The 18,502-nt window shown below is 70.2% G+C and carries 16 protein-coding genes (1 of these 16 cut by a window edge); 4 read left to right on the top strand and 12 right to left on the bottom strand.

All coding sequences use genetic code 11. The annotated features are described in order from the left end of the window. The 3 genes from MMF93_RS24945 to thyX form a co-directional block, all read right to left on the bottom strand. Positions 1-1,115 carry the 5' portion of a ribonuclease J gene (locus MMF93_RS24945; protein ID WP_114024223.1) on the bottom strand. 571 nt of this gene lie to the left of the window's left edge, so only the first 1,115 of its 1,686 coding nucleotides appear in the window; the start codon lies at positions 1,113-1,115; its stop codon lies off the left edge, out of view. Between the two features lie 176 nt (positions 1,116-1,291). Next, the gene (dapA, locus tag MMF93_RS24940) at positions 1,292-2,191 is read right to left on the bottom strand and encodes a 4-hydroxy-tetrahydrodipicolinate synthase (protein ID WP_242754946.1); all 900 of its coding nucleotides are present in this window, start codon (positions 2,189-2,191) and stop codon (positions 1,292-1,294) included. Between the two features lie 301 nt (positions 2,192-2,492). Next, on the bottom strand, positions 2,493-3,230 hold the full coding sequence (gene thyX, locus MMF93_RS24935; RefSeq protein WP_423835512.1) for an FAD-dependent thymidylate synthase: 738 nt from the start codon (positions 3,228-3,230) through the stop codon (positions 2,493-2,495). A 278-nt stretch (positions 3,231-3,508) separates the two neighbouring features. Between thyX and MMF93_RS24930 the strand changes: the two genes are divergently transcribed. Both MMF93_RS24930 and MMF93_RS24925 read left to right on the top strand, forming a co-directional pair. Then, on the top strand, positions 3,509-3,745 hold the full coding sequence (locus MMF93_RS24930; protein WP_114024220.1) for a hypothetical protein: 237 nt from the start codon (positions 3,509-3,511) through the stop codon (positions 3,743-3,745). Positions 3,746-3,901: 156 nt separating this feature from the next. Beyond that, complete coding sequence (locus tag MMF93_RS24925; RefSeq protein ID WP_242754945.1) at positions 3,902-4,483, top strand: hypothetical protein; 582 nt, start codon at positions 3,902-3,904, stop codon at positions 4,481-4,483. A 20-nt stretch (positions 4,484-4,503) separates the two neighbouring features. On the opposite strand, the gene MMF93_RS24920 is transcribed toward MMF93_RS24925, so the two are convergent. From MMF93_RS24920 to eccD, 6 genes are all read right to left on the bottom strand, one after another. Next, positions 4,504-4,953: a tetratricopeptide repeat protein gene (locus MMF93_RS24920; RefSeq protein ID WP_242754944.1), complete on the bottom strand. Its 450-nt coding sequence runs from the start codon at positions 4,951-4,953 to the stop codon at positions 4,504-4,506. A 14-nt stretch (positions 4,954-4,967) separates the two neighbouring features. Then, a complete protein-coding gene (dapB, locus tag MMF93_RS24915) occupies positions 4,968-5,720 on the bottom strand; it encodes a 4-hydroxy-tetrahydrodipicolinate reductase (RefSeq protein ID WP_242754943.1) in 753 nt (250 codons plus the stop codon). A 44-nt stretch (positions 5,721-5,764) separates the two neighbouring features. Further along, positions 5,765-7,147, bottom strand: a complete 1,383-nt coding sequence (locus MMF93_RS24910; protein ID WP_242754942.1) for a M16 family metallopeptidase — start codon at positions 7,145-7,147, stop codon at positions 5,765-5,767. After that, the gene (locus MMF93_RS24905; RefSeq protein WP_242754941.1) at positions 7,144-9,387 is read right to left on the bottom strand and encodes a polyribonucleotide nucleotidyltransferase; all 2,244 of its coding nucleotides are present in this window, start codon (positions 9,385-9,387) and stop codon (positions 7,144-7,146) included. Before MMF93_RS24905 ends, MMF93_RS24910 begins: the two co-directional genes overlap by 4 nt. Positions 9,388-9,695: 308 nt before the next feature. Continuing rightward, positions 9,696-9,986: a 30S ribosomal protein S15 gene (gene rpsO / locus MMF93_RS24900; protein ID WP_016470189.1), complete on the bottom strand. Its 291-nt coding sequence runs from the start codon at positions 9,984-9,986 to the stop codon at positions 9,696-9,698. A gap of 93 nt (positions 9,987-10,079) precedes the next feature. After that, entirely contained in the window at positions 10,080-11,606 is a 1,527-nt protein-coding gene (eccD, locus tag MMF93_RS24895; RefSeq protein ID WP_242754940.1) for a type VII secretion integral membrane protein EccD, read from the bottom strand. A 265-nt stretch (positions 11,607-11,871) separates the two neighbouring features. Here eccD and eccCa point away from each other — a divergent pair, with 265 nt between their 5' ends. Together eccCa and MMF93_RS24885 are read left to right on the top strand one after the other, a co-directional pair. After that, a complete protein-coding gene (eccCa, locus tag MMF93_RS24890) occupies positions 11,872-15,855 on the top strand; it encodes a type VII secretion protein EccCa (protein WP_242754939.1) in 3,984 nt (1,327 codons plus the stop codon). A 172-nt stretch (positions 15,856-16,027) separates the two neighbouring features. Continuing rightward, a complete protein-coding gene (locus MMF93_RS24885) occupies positions 16,028-16,288 on the top strand; it encodes a DUF397 domain-containing protein (protein WP_114015832.1) in 261 nt (86 codons plus the stop codon). Positions 16,289-16,405: 117 nt separating this feature from the next. On the opposite strand, the gene MMF93_RS24880 is transcribed toward MMF93_RS24885, so the two are convergent. The 3 genes from MMF93_RS24880 to MMF93_RS24870 form a co-directional block, all read right to left on the bottom strand. Further along, on the bottom strand, positions 16,406-16,717 hold the full coding sequence (locus MMF93_RS24880) for a WXG100 family type VII secretion target (RefSeq protein ID WP_114024212.1): 312 nt from the start codon (positions 16,715-16,717) through the stop codon (positions 16,406-16,408). A gap of 91 nt (positions 16,718-16,808) precedes the next feature. Then, positions 16,809-17,138: a WXG100 family type VII secretion target gene (locus tag MMF93_RS24875; protein WP_242754935.1), complete on the bottom strand. Its 330-nt coding sequence runs from the start codon at positions 17,136-17,138 to the stop codon at positions 16,809-16,811. 119 nt (positions 17,139-17,257) lie between these two features. Then, positions 17,258-18,502, bottom strand: a complete 1,245-nt coding sequence (locus MMF93_RS24870; protein WP_242754933.1) for a S8 family serine peptidase — start codon at positions 18,500-18,502, stop codon at positions 17,258-17,260.

Raw genomic sequence — 18,502 nt, 5'->3', positions numbered from 1 at the left:
ACCTTGGCGTTGCCCTTGTGGACGACGTTGGCGCCCCAGCGGGTGAGGCCGTTGATGACGCGGTAGACGGCGTTCTCGTTGCCCGGGATGAGGGACGACGCGAGGATCACGGTGTCGCCCTGGACGATGCGGATCTGGTGATCGCGGTTGGCCATCCGGGAGAGGGCCGCCATGGGCTCGCCCTGGGAGCCGGTGCAGACCAGGACGACCTCGTCGTCGGGCAGATCGTCGAGAGTCTTGACGTCCACGACGAGTCCGGCGGGGACGTTGAGGTAGCCCAGGTCGCGGGCGATGCCCATGTTGCGGACCATGGAGCGGCCCACGAAGGCGACGCGGCGGCCGTGCTCGTGTGCGGCGTCAAGGATCTGCTGGATGCGGTGCACGTGGCTGGCGAAGCTCGCCACGATGATGCGCTTCTGCGCGCTGGAGAAGACCTGGCGCAGCACCGAGGAGATCTCGCGCTCGGGCGGGACGAAGCCGGGGACCTCGGCGTTGGTCGAGTCGCTGAGCAGCAGGTCGATGCCCTCTTCGCCGAGGCGCGCGAAGGCCCGCAGGTCGGTGAGGCGGCCGTCCAGCGGGAGCTGGTCCATCTTGAAGTCGCCGGTGTGCACGACCATGCCTGCCGGGGTGCGCACGGCGACGGCGAGGGCGTCGGGGATGGAGTGGTTGACGGCGAGGAACTCGCAGTCGAAGGGGCCGATGCGTTCGCGGTGGCCTTCCTCCACTTCCAGCGTGTAGGGCCGGATGCGGTGCTCCTGGAGCTTGGCCTCGATGAGGGCGAGGGTGAGCTTGGAGCCGATCAGGGGGATGTCCGGCTTCTCGCGGAGGAGATAGGGGACACCGCCGATGTGGTCCTCGTGCCCGTGGGTGAGGACGATGCCGTCGATGTCGTCGAGGCGGTCCCTGATCGTGGTGAAGTCGGGAAGGATCAGGTCGATGCCGGGCTGCTCCTCCTCGGGGAAGAGGACGCCGCAGTCGACGATCAGGAGCCTGCCGCCGTATTCGAAGACGGTCATGTTGCGGCCGATCTCGCCGAGGCCGCCCAGGGGGGTGACGCGGAGGCCGCCCTTGGGGAGCTGCGGAGGCGGACCGAGCTCAGGATGCGGATGACTCAAAAGACTCTCCTTACCACGCGCGCCACGCACCCGCCTGGGTACGTGGCGCGCGGTATTCATGATGCGTACGGGCACGCGCGGGGCGTGCGTACGTGACGTGCGTGTTCCGTTGGGTCGTGCACTGTGCCGGTGTCCGGCGGTATGCAGTTGTGGGAAGTTCGAGGGCTATCCGAGGGCTACAGGTGTACCCCGCTGTGGGCGAGATCGTGCGTGAGCTGGTCCAGCTCCTCCGGAGCGAGTTCGACCAGCGGGAGGCGCAGCGGTCCGGCCGGATGGCCCAGGCGGGCGAGCGCGGCCTTGGTCGTGATGACGCCCTGGGTGCGGAACATGCCGGTGAAGACCGGGAGCAGCTTCTGGTGGATCTCGGTGGCCTTGGCGACGTCGCCGCTCAGGTGCGCCTCGAGCAGTGCGCGCAGCTCCGGGGTGACGACGTGGCCGACGACGGAGACGAAACCGATGGCGCCGACGGACAGCAGCGGGAGGTTGAGCATGTCGTCCCCGCTGTACCAGGCGAGGCCGCTGGTGGCGATGGCCCAGCTGGCGCGGCCGAGGTCGCCCTTGGCGTCCTTGTTCGCGACGATGCGGGGGTGCTCGGCGAGCCGGACGAGCGTCTCGGTGTTGATCGGAACGCCGCTGCGGCCGGGGATGTCGTAGAGCATCACCGGAAGCTCCGTCGCGTCGGCGATAGCGGTGAAGTGCCGGTACAGGCCCTCCTGCGGGGGCTTGCTGTAGTAGGGCGTCACCGCGAGGAGCCCGTGGGCGCCTGCCTTCTGCGCGGCGGTGGCCAGCTCGATGCTGTGCGCCGTGTCGTTCGTTCCGGCTCCCGCGACCACGTGGGCGCGGTCGCCCACGGCCTCCACGACCGCCTTGACGAGCTGGGCTTTCTCCGCATCGGAGGTGGTCGGGGATTCACCGGTGGTGCCGCTGACGACGAGACCGTCGTTGCCGGCGTCCACCAGGTGGGCAGCGAGCTGCTGCGCGCCGTCGAGGTCGAGCGCACCGTCCGCGGTGAACGGCGTGACCATCGCGGTCAGGACCCGCCCGAAGGGCGTCTGCGGTGTGGAGGTCGGAGCCATGGGCTCCACGCTACTCGCAGCGGGCCCCGCCGCGCCGCCTCGGGGCGTCCGATCCGGCGGGGAAGAGGGTCCCGGCACTGCCTGCTCGGGGGTTCAGGCAGTGCCGGGACCGCACAATCACCCTAGATGAACATCTCGAACCGCCGCAATACGGACACCTCCTCGGGGCCTCCGTCCGGAGGGCGTGCAGCGCAGCCGGGTGACCGCCCGGCGGGAGGGGCGGTCAGACGGCCGCCCGAGGCGGAAGGGGTCGCCGGGGGCGGCCCGGCCGGTGTGCGGTGGCACGGCGGCCCGCTCCCGCTCAGGGGGCGACGCGTCCGTTGGCGTTGAAGGCGGCGTGGGTCAGCGGCATCAGCTTGGACCACTGCTCCTCCATCGCCTCCCCCACCATCTCGATCTCCCGCTGCGGAAAGCTGGGCACCTTGGCCTGTTCGTGCTGGGTGCGCAGCCCGAGGAAGTGCATCAGCGAGCGGGCGTTGCACGTCGCGTACATGGACGAGTAGAGGCCCACGGGCAGGACGGCGCGGGCGACCTCGCGGGCGACGCCGGCCTCCAGCATCTCCAGGTACGTCTCGTACGCCCTGCGGTACACGCCCTCCATGGCGCGGCCCGTCAGCGCGTGCTGCTCGGGCGTGCCCTCGACGAACTCGTACTTTCCCGGGCGGCCCTGCTGGACGAGCTTGCGGGAGGCGCCTGGTACGTAGAAGACGGGCTGGAGCTGCCGATAGCGGCCCGACTCCTCGTTGTAGGACCAGCCGACGCGGTGCCGGTGGAACTCGCGGAAGACGAAGAGGGGGGCGCTGATGAAGAAGGTCATCGAGTTGTGCTCGAAGGGGCTGCCGTGCCGGTCACGCATCAGGAAGTTGATCAGGCCTTTGGAGCGCTCCGGGTCCTTGGTCAGCTCGTCCAGGGACTGCTCCCCCGCGGTGGAGACCCGGGCGGCCCACAGCACGTCGGTGTCGGCGGCGCTGTGCTTGACCAGCTCGACCGTCATGTCGCTGCGGAAACTCGGGGCGAGCGGGGCGGAGGTGTCGGTCACCTGCGGGGTCCTTCCACGTACGTCTTCCGGGGCGGGAACAGCCTACGGGGGCGGGCTGGCAGTCTCGGCCCCCCCGGTCCGATAGGCCGTTATGGCGATCCTTAACCGGACAAACGAGACTCGGGACCAGGAAACGGCACCCCCGGTGACAATCCTTCGCCCCGCGGTTGATATTTTTCACATGGGTCCGGCGGCGGCGGGCACTCGGAAGCCGCCCCGGACGTTACCCGTGTACAAGCAACCCACCGCCCAGAACGATCATGCAGGAGCGCCCCGTCATGTCCCGCCGCGGAGAGACAGTCCCGTTCGCCTTCATAGCTCAGGCCGACCGGTTCCGCAGCAATGTCACCCCGCCGCCCCGTGCCCGCCGCAGTTTCCGCCAGGTCGCGGGCAGCGCCCTGGTCGGAGTGACGATCGTCGCCGGTCTCGTGGGTTCCGTCCTGCTCGGCGGACCCGCGCTCACCGACAACCAGGTCCCCGACCGGGACCACCCGGCGGCGGCCGAAGGCCGCTGACCTCGCGGCCACCCTGGGCAAGGGCACCCGGGGGTGGCCGCCCGCGCCCGCCCTCGCTAATGTCACCGCTCACACCGCCGCGCCCGCCCGCGGCGGCAGCCCAGCCGTGGGACGGCCCCGAGCCGCCCCCTGTCGTGAGCGAGCGAGGACCCTGCCGTGCCCCTGCCCTTTGTGACGGCCGACCGTGAGGACCGCGTCCAGGCGGCGCAGTCGGTGACGCTCGCCGAGGCCGACCGCGACCTGTGGCGGCGGCCCTACCGCCCCGGCCCGTGGCGGGTGGGCGGTGGAGCGCTGCTCCTGCTGCTCGCTTCGTACGTCCTCTTCTCGGCGCTGGTCATCGCCCTCGCCGGTTCGCTGCCCAGTGCGGCGGTCTGCGCGGGCTGCGGCGTGCTGGTGATCGTGCTGGCCGTCCGGCTGCTCCGGGCGGGCGTGTGGGTCAGTTCCCACGGCCTGCGCCAGGCGGGGCTCCTGCGTACGACGACGCTGCGCTGGGCCGAGGTCGGGGTGGTGCGCACGGTGCAGCGGCCCGTCAGATGGCTGGGGATGCCGCGGACGGTGCAGGGCCAGGCCCTGGTGCTGTATCCGGGGGCTCGGCCCGGCAACGGCGGCGCGGGGTCGGAGGCCGAGAACCGGCGGATACTGCTGACCGACCACAACGCCGACTTCCTCCCGCGCCGCCCCGGCTTCGAACGGGCCGCGGACGTCATAGAGAGCTGGGCGGCGGAGTCCCGCGGCTGACGCGGCGGCGCGGCGATCTGTCAGCCGCGTGGTTCGGCCTCGTGCAGGGTGATGGCGTGCTGCATGGCTTTCCTGGCCCTGGGGGTGTCGCGGGCGTCGTGGTAGGCGACGGCCAGCCGGAACCACGAGCGCCAGTCCCCCGGGTGCTCTTCCGTCTCGGCCCGGCGGCGGGCGAAGACCGCGTCGGCCGAGGCCCGGTCGATGCGGCCGGACGGCGTGCGCTCCAGTTCGTCGACGGGGAGTCCGCCCTCGGCTTCGAGCTCCCGTGCGAGCCGTCCGGCGCGGCGGGCGAAGCGCGTGGTGTGCCACAGGAACCACGCACCGATGAACGGCAGTACGAGCACCGCGACGCCGAAGGGCACGGTGACGGCGGTGCCCTGCTCGATCAGGAGCACGCCCCGGCTGCCGACCAGGACGAAGTAGACGACCAGGACGGCGGCCAGCAGAAAGTAGGTGAGCTTCGCGCGCACGGTGCCGTACCCCGTCAGTCCAGGTCGAGGAAGTGTTCGAGGCCGAAGGTCAGCCCCGGGCTGGCGGGCACCTTGCGGATGCCGAGCAGAACGCCGGGCATGAACGAGCTGCGGTGCAGGGAGTCGTGGCGGATGGTGAGCGTCTCCGCCTCGTCGCCGAAGAGGACCTCCTGGTGGGCGACCAGACCGCGCAGCCGCACCGCGTGCACCGGTACGCCGTCCACGTCGGCGCCCCGCGCACCCTCCAGCGACTGGGTGGTGGCGTCGGGCTGGGCCGGCAGCCCGGCGGACTCGCGGGCCTGCCCGATCAGCTGTGCGGTCCGCACGGCCGTGCCGCTGGGCGCGTCGGCCTTACCGGGGTGGTGCAGCTCGACGACCTCGACGGACTCGAAGAAGCGGGCCGCCTGCTGGGCGAAGCGCATCGTCAGCACGGCACCGATGCCGAAGTTCGGGGCGATGAGCACGCCGGTGCCGGGCGAGTCGGCGAGCTGGGCGCGCACCGCCGTCAGCCGCTCGTCCGTCCACCCCGTGGTGCCGACGACGGCGTGGATGCCATGGGCCAGGCAGTACTCCAGGTTGCCCATGACGGCGTCAGGGCGGGTGAGGTCCACGGCCACCTGTGTGCCCGCGTCGGTCAGCGCGCTGCGCGCGTCTCCGCTGCCCAGGGCCGCCACCAGCTCCATGTCGTCGGCGCCCTCGACCGCTCGCACGGCCTCGGAGCCCATCCGGCCGCCTGCGCCGAGGACGGCTACGCGCAGCTTGCTCATTGTGCTCGTTCCTTACGTGGTGGGTGGGAGAGGTGGGGCGGGCGTCAGGCGACGGTCTCGTGCAGCCGGGCGGCCTGGCGGTCGGTGAGCTGCCCGATGACCGACAGCGAGGGACGCCGGGTCAGCACCTCGCGGGCGACCTCGCGGACGTCGTCGGGCGTGACGGCGTCGATCTTCGCGAGCATGCCGTCCACGGACATCTGCTCCCCCCAGCACAGCTCGCTCTTGCCCAGGCGGTGCATCAGCGCGCCGGTGTCCTCCAGACCGAGCACCGTGGAGCCCGACAGCTGCCCGATGGCGCGCCGCAACTCGTCGTCGCTCAGCCCGTCACGCGCGACCTGGTCGAGCTCGTCACGGCAGATCTTCAGCACGTCGGACACCTGCCCAGGACGGCAGCCGGCGTAGACGCCGAACAGGCCGCAGTCCGCGTAGCCGGACGTGTAGGCGTAGGTGCTGTAGGCCAGGCCGCGCTTCTCGCGGATCTCCTGGAAGAGCCGGGAGCTCATGCCTCCGCCCAGCGCGGTGCTCAGCACCGCGAGGGGCCAGCGGCGCTCGTCGTGCCGTGAGACGCCGGGCAGCCCGAGCACCACGTGGGCCTGCTCGGTGGCCCGGTCGACGAAGTCGACCCGCCCGCCACCGCGCAGGGAGCGGCTGCCCGAGCGGGGCCCGACCGGCTGCTCGCTCTGCGTGCGTTCGAGCGCGCCCGCACGCTCGAACGCGGCGCGCACCCGCTTGACGAGCTGCGCGTGGTCGAGGTTGCCCGCCGCGGCGACGACCAGCCGCGTCGGGTCGTAGTGCTTCTTGTAGAAGCGCGCCACCTGGTCCCGGGTCAACGCGTTGACGGTGTCCACGGTGCCCAGCACGGGGCGTCCCAGCGGGGTGTCGCCGAACATGGTGTGGGCGAACAGGTCGTGGACGCAGTCCCCGGCGTCGTCCTCCGTCATGGCGATCTCCTCGAGGATCACGCCGCGCTCCGATTCGACCTCGGCGGGATCGATGACGGAGGAGGTCAGCATGTCGGAGAGGACGTCGACGGCCAGCGGCAGGTCGGCGTCCAGGACACGCGCGTAGTAGCAGGTGAACTCCTTCGTGGTGAAGGCGTTCATCTCACCGCCCACCGCGTCGAGTGCCGCGGAGATCTCCAGCGCGCTGCGCCGCTCGGTGCCCTTGAAGAGCAGGTGCTCCAGATAGTGCGTGGCGCCACCCAGCGCCGGGGTCTCGTCGCGGGAGCCGACGTGCGCCCAGATGCCGAGGGTGACGGAGCGCACGGTCGGTACGGACTCGGTGATCACCCGGAGCCCGCCGGGCAGCACGGTCTTGCGGACGGTGCCCGCGCCGTTCTCGCCCTTGATCAGGGTGGTGGTACGGGCGACGGCCCGCCCTGCCGCAGAGGCGGGGCGGGCCGTCGTACGGGACGTACGGGTCACTTCGCGGACTCGTCCTCGGACTTCTCCGCGTCCCCCGAAGCGGAGCCGCTCTCGGACTCGGCCTCGTCCAGGACGGGGATGAGGGAGAGCTTGCCGCGCTGGTCGATCTCGGCGATCTCGACCTGGACCTTCTGGCCCACGCCGAGGACGTCCTCGACGTTCTCCACGCGCTTGCCGCCGGCCAGCTTGCGGATCTGCGAGATGTGCAGCAGACCGTCCTTGCCGGGCAGCAGCGAGACGAAGGCGCCGAAGGTGGTCGTCTTGACGACCGTGCCCAGGTAGCGCTCGCCGACCTCGGGCATCGTCGGGTTGGCGATGCCGTTGATGGTGGAGCGCGCCGCCTCGGCGGCCGGGCCGTCGGCGGCACCGATGTAGATGGTGCCGTCGTCCTCGATGGTGATGTCGGCGCCGGTGTCCTCCTGGATCTGGTTGATCATCTTGCCCTTCGGGCCGATGACCTCGCCGATCTTGTCCACCGGGATCTTGACGGTGATGATCCGCGGCGCGTTCGGGGACATCTCGTCCGGAACGTCGATGGCCTCGTTCATCACGTCGAGGATGTGCAGCCGCGCGTCGCGGGCCTGCTTGAGGGCCGCGGCCAGCACGGAGGCCGGGATGCCGTCCAGCTTGGTGTCGAGCTGCAGCGCGGTGACGAACTGCTTGGTGCCGGCGACCTTGAAGTCCATGTCGCCGAAGGCGTCCTCGGCACCGAGGATGTCGGTCAGCGTCACGTAGTGGGTCTCGCCCTCGATGTCCTGCGAGATCAGACCCATGGCGATACCGGCGACCGGGGCCTTGAGGGGCACACCGGCGTTCAGCAGCGACATGGTGGAGGCGCAGACCGAGCCCATGGACGTCGAACCGTTGGAGCCCAGCGCCTCGGACACCTGACGGATCGCGTAGGGGAACTCCTCGCGGGTCGGCAGCACCGGCACCAGCGCACGCTCGGCGAGCGCGCCGTGACCGATCTCGCGGCGCTTCGGCGAGCCGACGCGGCCCGTCTCACCGGTGGAGTAGGGCGGGAAGTTGTAGTTGTGCATGTAGCGCTTGCGGGTCACCGGCGAGAGGGTGTCCAGCTGCTGCTCCATGCGCAGCATGTTCAGCGTGGTGACGCCCAGGATCTGGGTCTCGCCGCGCTCGAACAGCGCCGAGCCGTGCACCCGCGGGATGGCCTCGACCTCGGCGGCCAGGGTGCGGATGTCGGTGACACCGCGGCCGTCGATGCGCTTCTTCTCCTTGATGACGCGCTCGCGCACCAGGGTCTTGGTCAGCGCACGGTAGGCGGCCGAGATCTCCTTCTCGCGCCCCTCGAACTGCGGGAGCAGCTTCTCGGCGGCCACCGCCTTGACGCGGTCCAGCTCGCTCTCGCGCTCCTGCTTGCCGCCGATGGTCAGCGCCTGGGCCAGCTCGTCACGGACGGCGGCGGTCAGCGCCTCCAGGACGTCGTCCTGGTAGTCCAGGAAGATCGGGAACTCGGCGACCGGCTTGGCGGCCTTCGCTGCGAGGTCGGACTGGGCCCGGCACAGCACCTTGATGAAGGGCTTGGCGGCCTCCAGACCCGCGGCGACGACCTCCTCGGTCGGCGCCTCGGCGCCGCCCTTGACCAGCTCGACGGTCTTCTCCGTGGCCTCGGCCTCGACCATCATCACCGCGACGTCGCCGTCGGGCAGCACACGGCCGGCGACGACCATGTCAAAGACGGCCTCCTCCAGCTCGGAGTGGGTCGGGAAGGCCACCCACTGGCCGCGGATCAGCGCGACACGGGTGCCGCCGATCGGCCCCGAGAAGGGCAGGCCGGACAGCTGCGTGGAGCAGGAGGCGGCGTTGATGGCGACCACGTCGTAGGCGTGGTCGGGGTTGAGCGCCATGACCGTCTCGACGATCTGGATCTCGTTGCGCAGGCCCTTCTTGAAGGAGGGGCGCAGCGGGCGGTCGATCAGCCGGCAGGTGAGGATGGCGTCCTCGGAGGGCCGGCCCTCTCGGCGGAAGAAGGAGCCGGGGATCTTGCCGGCCGAGTACATCCGCTCCTCGACGTCGACCGTCAGGGGGAAGAAGTCCAGCTGGTCCTTGGGCTGCTTCGAGGCCGTGGTGGCCGACAGCACCATGGTGTCGTCGTCCAGGTAGGCGACGGCGGAACCCGCGGCCTGCTTGGCCAGGCGGCCCGTCTCGAAGCGGATGGTGCGGGTGCCGAAGGCGCCGTTGTCGATCACGGCCTCGGCGTAGTGGGTCTCGTTCTCCACCAGGAATATCTCCTCGTCGTCGTCCGCCGCACGTCTCGCAGCGGACCGTGTGTGCTCGACGGAGCGCTCCCGGTGCGGGCCGGTCTTCGATCGAAGCTCCCGGAGCCGCCGTGGGTCTCCACGGGTCCGGGGGCCACTACCGAGGACCGGCGTCGGGGTGCGCTCCTGCCTCGTACTGTTTCGTACTGTCGTTGTGCGATGTCTCGCGTGACAAGACTACAAAGCCTCGCCGTGCCATGAGAGACGGCTGTGCTCCGATACGTCGAAGGGAGCGGCCCCCGAACGGGAACCGCTCCCTTCCTCAGCTGCTAGCGGGCGCCCGCCGCGCCGCGGCGGATGCCGAGGCGCTCGACCAGCGCACGGAACCGCTGGATGTCCTTCTTGGCCAGGTACTGCAGCAGGCGGCGGCGCTGGCCGACCAGCAGCAGCAGACCACGGCGCGAGTGGTGGTCGTGCTTGTGGGTCTTCAGGTGCTCCGTCAGGTCGCTGATACGACGGGAGAGCAGCGCCACCTGGACCTCGGGGGAGCCGGTGTCACCCTCCTTGGTGGCGAACTCGGAGATGATCTGCTTCTTCGTCGCGGCGTCGAGAGACGACACTCGTACTCCTAGGGGTCGTGGCCGCCGAGCGCCCCTGGTCTGTGTCACAGGGAATTCTTCGATACTCGACAGGCCGGTACAGGGTACCAGTGGCTAGCTGGTGAGACTCCGGGCGGCCGAGTAGACGTCCATCACCGCCAGGCACAGCGGCACCAGCGTGAGCAGCACGAAGGTCTCCAGTATCTCCACGAACCGCCCCCAGAAGGGGGTCACGCCCTTGTTCGGGACGGTCAGCCCGATGGCGATCACCAGCACGGCGCCCACGGCCAGCGCGGCGCTCAGCCACACGGTGCGCAGGGCGTCGCCGCCCGCGGGGAAGTCGCCCGCCAGCCCCACGCCCAGCAGCACCAGCGCGGCGAGGCCCGCCACCAGCGAGCTGGCGACCTGCGAGGTGTAGCGGAAGAGCCGGGCCCGCAGCAGCATCGCGACGCCCGTCGCCAGGACGAGCAGCTGCCCCCACCCCGAGTCGGAGAAGCCGAGCACCGCGCAGGAGACGGTGACGACGGCCGCGCAGCCGCCGACCAGGCCGACCAGCAGCTCGTGGCCGCGCCGCGCCTGGGCCGCGATGCGCTCGGCGTCGATCGGGCCCTGGGTCTGCGGCGCCGCGTCCGGGTCGGCGTCGTAGTCGCTCATCTCGGTGCGGGTGGTCTCGTACCCGATGGGCAGGCGGGCGAAGCGGGTCGAGAGGCCCGGCAGGAACGCCAGCACGCCGACGGCCACCGGGGCGCAGACGGCGGCGGTCTCCACCGGACGGATGTCGGTCACGATCGCGATGAAGGTGATCACGGTGCCGAGGGTCGCGGTGAAGGCGGCGGCGACGAACGGCCCGTCGCCGTTGGGTGTCAGCGCGACCAGGACGGCGGCCGCCAGCAGGACGCTCACGCAGCCGAGCAGGAACTGGAGCCTGCCCACCCCCTGCCCCTCGTCCAGGGGCAGCAGACCGCTGCCCGCGACCATCAGGTGCGGCATCGCGCCGAGCCCCAGGGTGACGGCGGTGGGCCGGTCGCCGTAGACCCGGGCCCGCACGGCGGACAGCGCCAGCAGCAGCACACCCGCGACGGCCGCGAGGATCCCCGCGAGGCCGTGCATGTCGTGGCCCACCGGGTCGGAGAACCACAGCACCACCGCCGTCAGTGCCAGCAGCACACCGCCGCCGATCAGCCCGGCCGCGCGCATCATCCCGTCGCCCCACAGCTTGCGGTCCTTGGTGACCGCGGAGGCGACGGCGTCGGAGACGTCGTCGAAGACGGCGGGCGGCAGCGACTCGGCGAACGGGCGCAGGCTGAGAACCTCGCCGTCGAGGATGCGCTGGGCCGTCAGCGAGCGGGAGCTGTCCAGCACGGTGCCGTCGCGGCGCACCAGGTGGTACCCGACGGGGGCGCCCTCGGCCGGGCTCTGCCCCGACAGCCTGAGGATCTCGGGGTAGAGGTCGGCGACCGCGATGTCCTCGGGAAGCGCGACGTCGATCCGGCTGTCGGGCGCGACGATGGTCACCCGGCAGAAGCCGGTGTCCAGGCCTGCCCCGGCTGCCCGCCCGCGCGGTCCTGCCGCTCCCCTGGCACCCCCGGCGCCCGGCTGCCCGCCGGGCCCGGTGGCGGCGGCGGAAGCCGTCGTACTCACCTGTGTGTCCCCCTCGAAAGCCTGCTGGGCACCTGCCCGCGCTGCTGAGCACCTGCGTGTGCGGGTGTGTCGGGCTGCGAACGCCTGTGTGAGCGACTGCTGCGGTCGCGGCGGCAGCGCGCGCCACCCTACCGGTCCCGGTCAACTCACTCTGCCATTAGGATCGCCAGGCGCGGAGGGGGGACCATCGCCGGGGGGCGCCGCACCGGGAAAGTCCCTTCCGCCACAAGGGACACCCAGGAACGCAAGGGAAATTGGTGCGCGAGTGACCCAGATCGTCGTCAAGCGTCCGCCTCGGGCACTGCCTCCGGAAGTACCGGGCGAGCAGCTGGAGTTGCAGCCGCCGCCCGAACTGCCGCGCGGCCAGCAGGAGGGCATGTGGCTGCAGCTCCTGCCGATGCTCGGCATGGGCGGGTCCAGCGTCTACTTCCTCATGCCCGGCATGAACTCCCACCCCATGATGAAGATCATGGGTGTCCTGATGCTGTTCTCGACGCTCGCCATGGTCATCGCCATGGTCATCAGGATGCGACGCGGCACCCAGGGCGAGATGGCGCAGTCGCGCCGCGACTACCTCAAGTACCTGGCGCAGACCCGCCGCACCGTGCGCAAGACGGCCCTCAAGCAGCGCGACGCCCAGTTCTACCTGCACCCCGAACCCGACCAGCTGTGGTCGCTGGTGGCCGAGGGCAGCAGGGTGTGGGAGCGGCGCCCCTCCGACGGCGACTTCGGCCAGGTGCGCGTCGGCCTCGGCGCCCAGCAGCTGGCCACCCCCCTCGCCGCCCCCGAAACCGCGCCCGTGGACGAGCTGGAGCCACTGACCGTCGGCGCCATGCACCAGTTCCTCAACACCCACGCCACCCTCGAGAACCTGCCCATGGCGGTCTCGCTGCGGGCCTTCTACCACGTGACGCTCAGCGGAGACCCCGACACCCTCTACGGGGCCGCGCGCGCCATGCTCTGCTCACTGGCCGCCCTGCACTCCCCCGAGGAGCTCGTGATCGCGGTCGCCGCAGGACGCGAGTCCTACGCCTCCTGGGACTGGGCCAAGTGGCTGCCGCACGCGCAGGCCAAGGACACCGCCGACGGCGCCGGCACCCGCCGGCTGATCGTCTCCGACACCCTCCACTTGGAGGAGCTGCTGGCCGCGCGCCTGGAGGGACGGCCCCGGTTCAACGGCGCCGCCGACCCCGTGCTCGAAGCCCCGCACCTCGTCGTCGTACTGGACGGGACGGCCGTCCTGCCCAACTCGCTGCTGGCCGCGCCCGAAGGCCTCCAGGGCGTCACCATCGTCGAGATCGTCCCCGGCGACATCGACGTGGCGCGCGGCGGCCTCTCCGTCGTCGTCCAGCCGCGCGCCCTGCGCCTGGAGTCAGGCCACGGACTCGTCTACGACGGCACCCCCGACACGCTCTCCTACCCGGCCGCCGAGGCGGTGGCCCGGCAGCTCGCCCCGCTGCGCGCCGGCTCCGGCGACGACGGCGACGAACCGCTGCTGGCCAAGCTGGAGTTCACCGACCTGCTCTCCCTCGGCGACGCCGCCTCCGTCGACGTCTCCCGCACCTGGCGGCCCCGCTCCCAGGCCGAACGGCTCCGCGTGCCCATCGGCGTCGGCGAGGACGGGCAGCCGGTCATGCTCGACCTCAAGGAGGCCGCGCAGGACGGCATGGGCCCGCACGGCCTGTGCGTCGGCGCCACCGGCTCAGGCAAGTCGGAGCTCCTGCGCACCCTCGTGCTCGGCCTCGCGGTCACCCACTCCTCCGAGACCCTGAACTTCGTCCTCGCCGACTTCAAGGGCGGCGCCACCTTCGCCGGCATGGCACACATGCCCCACGTCGCCGCCGTCATCACCAACCTCGCCGACGACCTCACCCTCGTCGACCGCATGGGCGACTCCATCCGCGGCGAGCTCAACCGGCGCCAGGAGATGCTCCGCGACGCCGGCAACTACGCCAACATCCACGACTACGAGAAGGCCCGCGCCGCCGGCGCACCCCTCTCCCCCGTCCCCTCACTCGTCCTCGTCATCGACGAGTTCAGCGAGCTGCTCACCGCCAAGCCCGACTTCATCGACATGTTCATCCAGATCGGCCGCATCGGCCGCTCCCTGGGTGTCCACCTGCTGCTCGCCTCGCAGCGCCTGGAGGAGGGCAGGCTGCGCGGCCTGGAAACCTACCTGTCCTACCGCGTCGGCCTGCGCACCTTCTCCGCCGCAGAATCCCGCGCCGCACTCGGCGTCCCCGACGCCTACCACCTGCCGTCCGTCCCCGGATCCGGCTACCTGAAGTTCGGCACCGACGAGATGACCCGCTTCAAGGCCGCCTACGTCTCCGGCGTCTACCGCGCGGGCAGCGACGGCGAAGCCACCGCCGGGCCCGTCGCCGGAAACCGGCGCCCCGTGCTGTTCACCGCCGCCGAGGTGCCGGTACAGCGCCCCGACCCCGACACCGTCGACGTCGCCCCCGTGCCCGCCCAGCCCGTCGGCGGCGCCGACGACGACGCGCTGGCCGACACCGTCCTCGACGTCGTCGTACGGCGCCTCGAAGGCCAGGGCACACCCGCCCACCAGGTGTGGCTGCCCCCGCTCGACAGCGCCTCCCCCCTCGACGAGCTCCTCCCCGGGCTCGCCCCCGTCGAAGGCCGCGGCCTGACCGTCCCCGACTACCCGCGCCTCGGGCAGCTCGTCGTCCCCGTCGGCCTCGTCGACAAGCCCTTCGAGCAGCGCCGCGACCCGCTGTACCTCGACTTCTCCGGCGCCGCGGGCCACATGCTCGTCGTCGGCGGCCCCCAGTCCGGCAAGTCCACCCTCGTACGGACCCTCATCTCGTCGTTCGCCCTCACCCACACCCCCGCAGAGGTCCAGTTCTACGGACTCGACTTCGGTGGCGGCGGCATGTCCGCGGTCGCCGACCTCCCCCACGTCGGCGGCACCGCCTCCCGCCTCGACCCCGAACGGGTCCGCCGCACGATCGCCGAGGTCTACGGCATCCTCAACCGCCGCGAAGAGTACTTCCGCGCCCACAGCATCGACTCCATCGCCACCTACCGCAGGCGCCGCTCCCGCGGCCAGATCACCGACCAGGCCTGGGGCGACGTCTTCCTCGTCATCGACGGCTGGGGCAACTTCCGCAACGACTACGAAGGCCTCACCGACGTCATCGGTGACATCGCGGCCCGAGGCCTGGGCTACGGCATCCACCTGGTCATCACCGCCTCCCGCAACATGGAGGTACGGGCAGCGCTCAAGGACCTGCTGATGAACCGCCTCGAGCTGCGGCTCGGCGACACCATGGACTCCGAGTTCAACCGCAAGGTCGCCGCCAACGTGCCCGCCGGCGTCCCCGGACGCGGCCAGACCATGGAAGCCCTGCACTTCATGACGGCCGTCCCCCGCATCGACGGCATCGGCTCCGACGACGACCTCGCCGACGCCAGCGCCGAGATGTGCCGCTCCGTGGTCGCACACTGGCAGGGCGACCCGGCCCCCCGCGTCCGGCTCCTGCCCCGCGAACTGCCCGCGGGACGGCTCCCCGGCGGCGGAGAACACCCCGAACGCGGCGTCGCCTTCGCCATCGACGAGAACAACCTGGAACCCGTCTTCGTCGACTTCGAGACCGACCCGTTCTTCCTCGTCTTCGGCGAAAGCGAATCCGGCAAGACCGCGCTGCTGCGGCTCCTCGTCCAGCAGATCACCCAGCGCTACTCCGGCGACGAGGCGAAGATCGTCGTCGGCGACTACCGACGCTCGCTCCTCGGCGCCATCCCCGACTCCCACCTGCTCGAATACGCGCCCATGTCCAACACCATGGAGACGCACATGAACGCGCTCCGCCACCTGATGGACCGGCGCGCGCCCTCCCCCGACGTGACACCGCAGCAGCTGCGGGACCGCAGCTGGTGGACCGGGCCGCAGATCTTCATCGTCGTCGACGACTACGAACTCGTCGCCACCTCCAGCGGCAACCCGCTGTCCGTCCTCACCGAGCACCTGCCCTTCTCCCGCGACGTCGGCGTACGCTTCCTCATCGCCCGCAGCTCGGCCGGCGCCTCACGCTCCATGTTCGAGTCCTTCATGACCCGCATCAAGGAACTCGGCGCCCAAGGCGTCCTCCTGTCCGGCGACCCCAACGAGGGCGACCTCCTCGGCAACGTCCGCCCCCGCCCCATGCCCCCGGGCCGCGGCTTCTTCGTCTCCCGCAAGCGCGGAACCCCGCTGGTCCAGCTGGGGTGGCTGCCTGACGAGCAATAGGGAGAGGGGCGCCCGCTTCGTGAAGAGCGCGTCCGGGCGGGCGCGGTCCGTGACCGGACAACAGGTGGTCCGTGACCGGACAACAGGTGCCCTCTCGGGCGGACGGCCTGTGCGCCACCCACCACGCCACGTAGTCTTGACCCGCACGAAGCGCGCGAAGGGAGAGCCACCGGTGGGTACTCAGCAGGAAAAGGAAGAGCTGTACGCGTTGGACATCTCCGACGCCGTCTGGGAAAGCGCCCCAGGCAGCCCCGAGGACGAACGCGTCGAGATCGCCCACATCGCCGGCGGCGCCGTCGCCATGCGCAACTCCAAGGAACCCGACGTCGTCCTGCGCTACACGGCCGCCGAATGGCACGCCTTCGTCCTGGGCGCCCGCGACGGAGAATTCGACCTGGAGCCGACAGTGCGGAATGGCGGCGTGGCGGAATGAGGGGGTGGGGGCGAACCTCCCGGCCCACCGACGGGCCCCATGCGTAAGGGGAGGGCGGTGTACACAACACCGCCCTCCCCTTGGTGACTCGCTCGACGTCGGTCCGTCAGCGGGTCATCAGCCGGCCGGGTGGAACCACTTCGCCGCTTTCAGGTCCGTGGCCTGGTAGCCGTCCTTACCCAGGCGAATGACCTTCGCGATCTGCTGGAGGGCCTGGTGGACCTCGCTCGTCTGGTGGTCCCACTTCCGCATGGTCTCCTGGTAGGCGGTCTTCGCCTCGCCGTCCCAGACCGAGGAAATCCCTTCGACCTGCTTACGGATCTCGCCGAGATCCTCGTTCAGGTCGCCGCCGAGCTTCTCGATCGCCTTGGCTGCCTCCTCCAAGCTGGCATAGGTTACTGTCAGCCCTTCTTTGTAGGACTTAGGCATTACTTCCCCTCCGTGACAGGACGTTTGTCTTACACGAGATCCGCCGCTATGCGGCTCTCATCCAACGAGCGTTCTCAGCTGCGCTGCTCGTTCACCTCGGAGCCGGCGGCGAATACATGTCCAGCTTGGAGGCGGGCTGCCCATCGGGGTTCACACCGTAGCCGCTGTCGACGACATCGACACCGCGAAGAGCCTGCGCAATGTCGTCTTCGTTACCACCGGAGAGCTTCCGAGCCGCCTCAATTCCCTCCAGGAAGTAGGCCAGAAGCCGGTTCAGCTGCTTCATCCGATTGTTGATCTCGTTCTGCTTCACATCGAAGGCGTGGGCGCCGATGCCCTCCCACTGGCCCTCGATCGCGTCGATGACGCCCTGCAGCCCCGGACCTGACCATTGATGTTCTCGATCTTGGCGACGAGCCACTCTTCCTTCTTCTTGAGTGACGCATCATCGAGTTTCTGGTCTGCCATCGCCTTCCCTTCCTCTTCGCCTGTCTGTCATGAAGCTCTCTCGCTTCGCTGGAGACGCCGACTGGCGCAGCGTCAGTTCCGCCTCAGGCGTACGACGGCGAAGCCGCACCCCGCGAGGACGATGACCCCCGCCGCGATGCCGCCTGCGGGGAGTAGCCAACCACTGCCCTCTTCCTGCGACTTCGAGTCTGCCACCTTGACCTTGCCAGGGGCATCGTCTTTCCCCGAGTTCTTCCCGTCGGAGGACTTGGGCTTGGCGCTCGCGGTCGAAGGGCCCGTCTTTTCGTTGGTGAGAGGACTGATGTCCGGATCGCCGGGGTCGCCCTTTCCCTCCAGCAGGTTGAGGCGGGGGCGGACGGCGCCGTAGCCGAGGTATTTACTCTGCGTCTTCTCGTTGCCGGCGAGACCGGCCGTCTTCGTCAGTACGCGAAGTACCTGGTTTCCGGTCCAGTCCGGGTGCTTGGACCAGATCAGGGCAGCGGAGGCGGAAGCGATCGCGCTTGCCATACTTGTGCCCTTGACCTTGCAGTAGTTCTCCCGCTTCGCTCCACACCAGCCGGGCAGCCCTTCGCCCGGTGCCGCCAGGGTGACCTCGTCACCGTAGGAAGAGAACTTGCTGACCTTGCCGTCGCTCGCGGTCCCTGCAACCCCGGCGACATCGGGGTAACCCGCAGGGTAGGACTGCAGGTTGCCTTCGTCTGCCTCGTTCCCGGCAGACGAGAACATCAGCTTGCCTTTCTTGGCGGCATATTCGACGGCTTTCGCGACATCGGTGCCTGGTGCGCCGCCAAAGGACATATTGATGATCTGTGCGTCGCTGTCCGCCGCGGCCCGGATAGCCTGGGGTACGTGGGAAAGCGCTCCCTTCTTTCGCCCTTTTACCCCTTCAAGGCCCGCTCGGTAGGGAATGATCTTGGCATCGGGCGCGAGCCCTTTCAGGGAGCCGTCTTTCCCCGTTCCCGCGATCAACTCGGCCATAGTCGTGCCGTGGCCGGTGTCGTCCTTCGTCTCGTCGCCGGGTGCGCTGGCGAAATCCTTACCCGGCAGGACCTGCCCCTGCAAGGCCCGCGTCGACGGGTCAACTCCAGTGTCCACGACTGCGACGGTGATGCCCTTACCGGTACTGACTTTCCACATCTTCTCGGCCTGCATGGCGCTCAGATACCACTGCTGTGATCGCACGTCCTGCGCAGCTGCAGCCGACGCCGCACCCCATTGCAGAGCGACGAGGACGCCGACTGCCATCGCTCCGGACACAGAACGCTGCCATACGGACCGGATGGGTCGCTCGCCGCCGAACGTCATGGAATCACTCAT

The sequence above is a fragment of the Streptomyces tubbatahanensis genome, from assembly GCF_022699385.1.
In the GTDB taxonomy this organism is placed as follows: Bacteria; Actinomycetota; Actinomycetes; order Streptomycetales; family Streptomycetaceae; genus Streptomyces; species Streptomyces diacarni.
This window is presented reverse-complemented; position numbering and strand designations above follow the sequence as displayed.

Bases quoted from the DNA above. Each gene is read 5' to 3' on its own strand.
- dapA (WP_242754946.1), bottom strand. From the start codon at position 2,191: ATGGCTCCGACCTCCACACCGCAGACGCCCTTCGGGCGGGTCCTGACC.
- MMF93_RS24870 (WP_242754933.1), bottom strand. From the start codon at position 18,502: ATGAGTGATTCCATGACGTTCGGCGGCGAGCGACCCATCCGGTCCGTA.
- dapB (WP_242754943.1), bottom strand. From the start codon at position 5,720: ATGAGCAAGCTGCGCGTAGCCGTCCTCGGCGCAGGCGGCCGGATGGGC.
- MMF93_RS24930 (WP_114024220.1), top strand. From the start codon at position 3,509: ATGTCCCGCCGCGGAGAGACAGTCCCGTTCGCCTTCATAGCTCAGGCC.
- MMF93_RS24880 (WP_114024212.1), bottom strand. From the start codon at position 16,717: ATGCCTAAGTCCTACAAAGAAGGGCTGACAGTAACCTATGCCAGCTTG.